Here is a 2066-nt window from a genome sequence, read left to right on the forward strand (position 1 = left end):
GCCGTCGAGATGTGCAGGACATGGATGCGGGCACGCGCTTGCCTAGCGATGCGCACAAGCCGTTCGGTGCAGCGCAAGGCGGCGATTTCATCGCGCCAGACAGGGTGCGATGCCGGATCGCCCTCGATGCGCTCGCCAAGACGCTCGCGCAGCCGGAATTCGTCTTCCGAATGAAAGGCGGCACGGCGGCGCGTGTTTCTCAGGATCGAGGCGACACCTTCGTCGTCCTCGACCAGCAGGTCGCCGGTGGACGAACCCATGAATACCTTGATCCCGGCCGCGCCCGGCAACCGCTCAAGCTCGCCGACATCCCCGGCGTTTTCGCGGGTGCCGCCGACCCAGAAGGCAAAATCGCAATGCATGCGATCCGTGCCGCGCCGAACCTTGTCGGCAAGCGCTGCCTCGCTGGTGGTCAGCGGATTGGTGTTGGGCATCTCGAACACGGCGGTGACGCCGCCAAGCACGGCTGCGCGCGAACCCGTTTCCAAATCTTCCTTGTGCTCCAATCCCGGCTCACGAAAGTGCACCTGACTGTCGATGACGCCCGGCAGGATATGCAGGCCGCGGCAGTCGATCGTCTCGCCCGCCGAGGCCTGGCGGAGATCGCCGATGGCGGCGATGCGCCCGCCCTTCACGCCGATGTCGCGAGCCCCTTCGCCGTCGTGGTTGACCACGGTGCCGCCTGTCAGGATGAGGTCGTAGATCATGGCCATGCTCTCTTGCGGGGGGAGTGCCAGCGGCTTACGTAAAGGCCGACCGTTTTGCAAGATCAGGTTGCTTTTCCACCCATGCCCTTTGCCCAGCTCAAAGACCGCGCCCTCGTTTCCGTATCAGGTCCGGATGCCGAGCATTTTTTGCAGAACATCCTGACCACCGATCTCGACATCCTGGCTCCCGGCGAAGCCAAGCCCGGTGCGCTGCTGACGCCGCAAGGCAAGATCCTGTTCGATTTCCTGATCTCCCGCACCGGCGAGAATGCATTTTGGCTCGAATGCCGCGCCGACATATCGGACGATTTCATACGCCGGCTGACGCTCTACAAACTGCGCGCCAAGGTCGAGATTGCCAAATCCGATCAGGCATTTGTCATCGTCGCATGGGGACATGAATCAACACCCTCGCAATCCGATTCAACGGCGGCCGCCGACACACGCTTTCCGAAGGGTGCCGTCACGCGTTCCTATGGCGAAACAGATAAGCGCAGCGATGTCGCCGCGTGGCAAGCCTTCCGCATTGCCGGCGGCATTGCCGAAAGCGGCAGCGACTACCAACTCGGAGACGCCTTCCCCCACGACGTGCTGCTGGACGAAACCGGTGGCGTCGGCTTCAAGAAGGGCTGCTATGTCGGCCAGGAGGTCGTCTCGCGCATGCAGCATCGCGGCACCGCCAGGCGGCGCGTGCTGATTGTGTCGGCTGACGGGTCCCTGCCCGCGCCCGGCATCGAACTGACCGTCGAAGGCAGGCCGGTTGGCATGCTTGGCTCGACCGCCGGCACGATCGGTCTGGCGATTGCGCGCATCGATCGGATCAAGGCGGCGCTCGACGCCGACCTGCCGATCATGGCGGCGGACGTTCCGGTTACACTAGCCATTCCCGGCTGGGCAAAATTCGCCTTCCCGCAGGAAGCCGTCAGCGCGGAGGAGGCCTGATGGCGGCCGACCGCGTCGGCGCGCCGGCACGCGCCTGGCAGCGCATGTTGTCGGGCCGCCGGCTCGACCTGCTCGATCCCTCTCCGCTCGACATCGAGATTTCAGACATTGCGCATGGGCTCGCCCGCGTTGCCCGCTGGAACGGCCAGACCAGCGGCGAGTATGCTTTTTCGGTTGCCCAGCACTCGCTGCTGGTCGAAGCGCTGTTCCGCGACCTGGTACCCGAGGCTTCGGCCGACGCCCGGCTGGCGGCTCTTCTGCACGACGCCCCCGAATATGTCATCGGCGACATGATCTCACCGTTCAAATCGGTGATGGGCGGCAGCTACAAGGATTGTGAGTTGCGGCTGCAGCGCGCCATCCATCTGCGCTTCTCGCTGCCGCAGGAGCCAAGTGCTGCGCTGCGCAAGGAGATCA

The 2066-nt window shown here is 64.4% G+C and carries 3 protein-coding genes; 2 read left to right on the plus strand and 1 reads right to left on the minus strand.

Features of this window, described 5'->3' with window-relative positions; genetic code table 11:
* Positions 1-713, minus strand: a 713-nt coding sequence (locus EN964_RS32715) for an amidohydrolase family protein (protein WP_164776241.1), incomplete at its 3' end; no start/stop codon positions are given.
* Between the two features lie 75 nt (positions 714-788).
* On the opposite strand from EN964_RS32715, the gene EN964_RS32720 reads away from it, so the two are divergent.
* Together EN964_RS32720 and EN964_RS32725 are read left to right on the plus strand one after the other, a co-directional pair.
* Positions 789-1649 carry a folate-binding protein YgfZ gene (locus tag EN964_RS32720; protein ID WP_127271671.1) on the plus strand — a complete coding sequence of 287 codons (861 nt, stop codon included), beginning with the start codon at positions 789-791 and terminating at the stop codon, positions 1647-1649.
* Positions 1649-2066 (plus strand): HD family hydrolase (locus EN964_RS32725; RefSeq protein ID WP_164776243.1); only part of this gene is annotated, 418 nt, incomplete at its 3' end. The genes EN964_RS32720 and EN964_RS32725, both read left to right, overlap by 1 nt.

The sequence above is a fragment of the Mesorhizobium sp. M7A.F.Ca.CA.001.10.2.1 genome (assembly GCF_003998575.1).
Lineage (GTDB): Bacteria > Pseudomonadota > Alphaproteobacteria > Rhizobiales > Rhizobiaceae > Mesorhizobium.

Bases quoted from the DNA above. Each gene is read 5' to 3' on its own strand.
- EN964_RS32720 (WP_127271671.1), top strand. From the start codon at position 789: ATGCCCTTTGCCCAGCTCAAAGACCGCGCCCTCGTTTCCGTATCAGGT.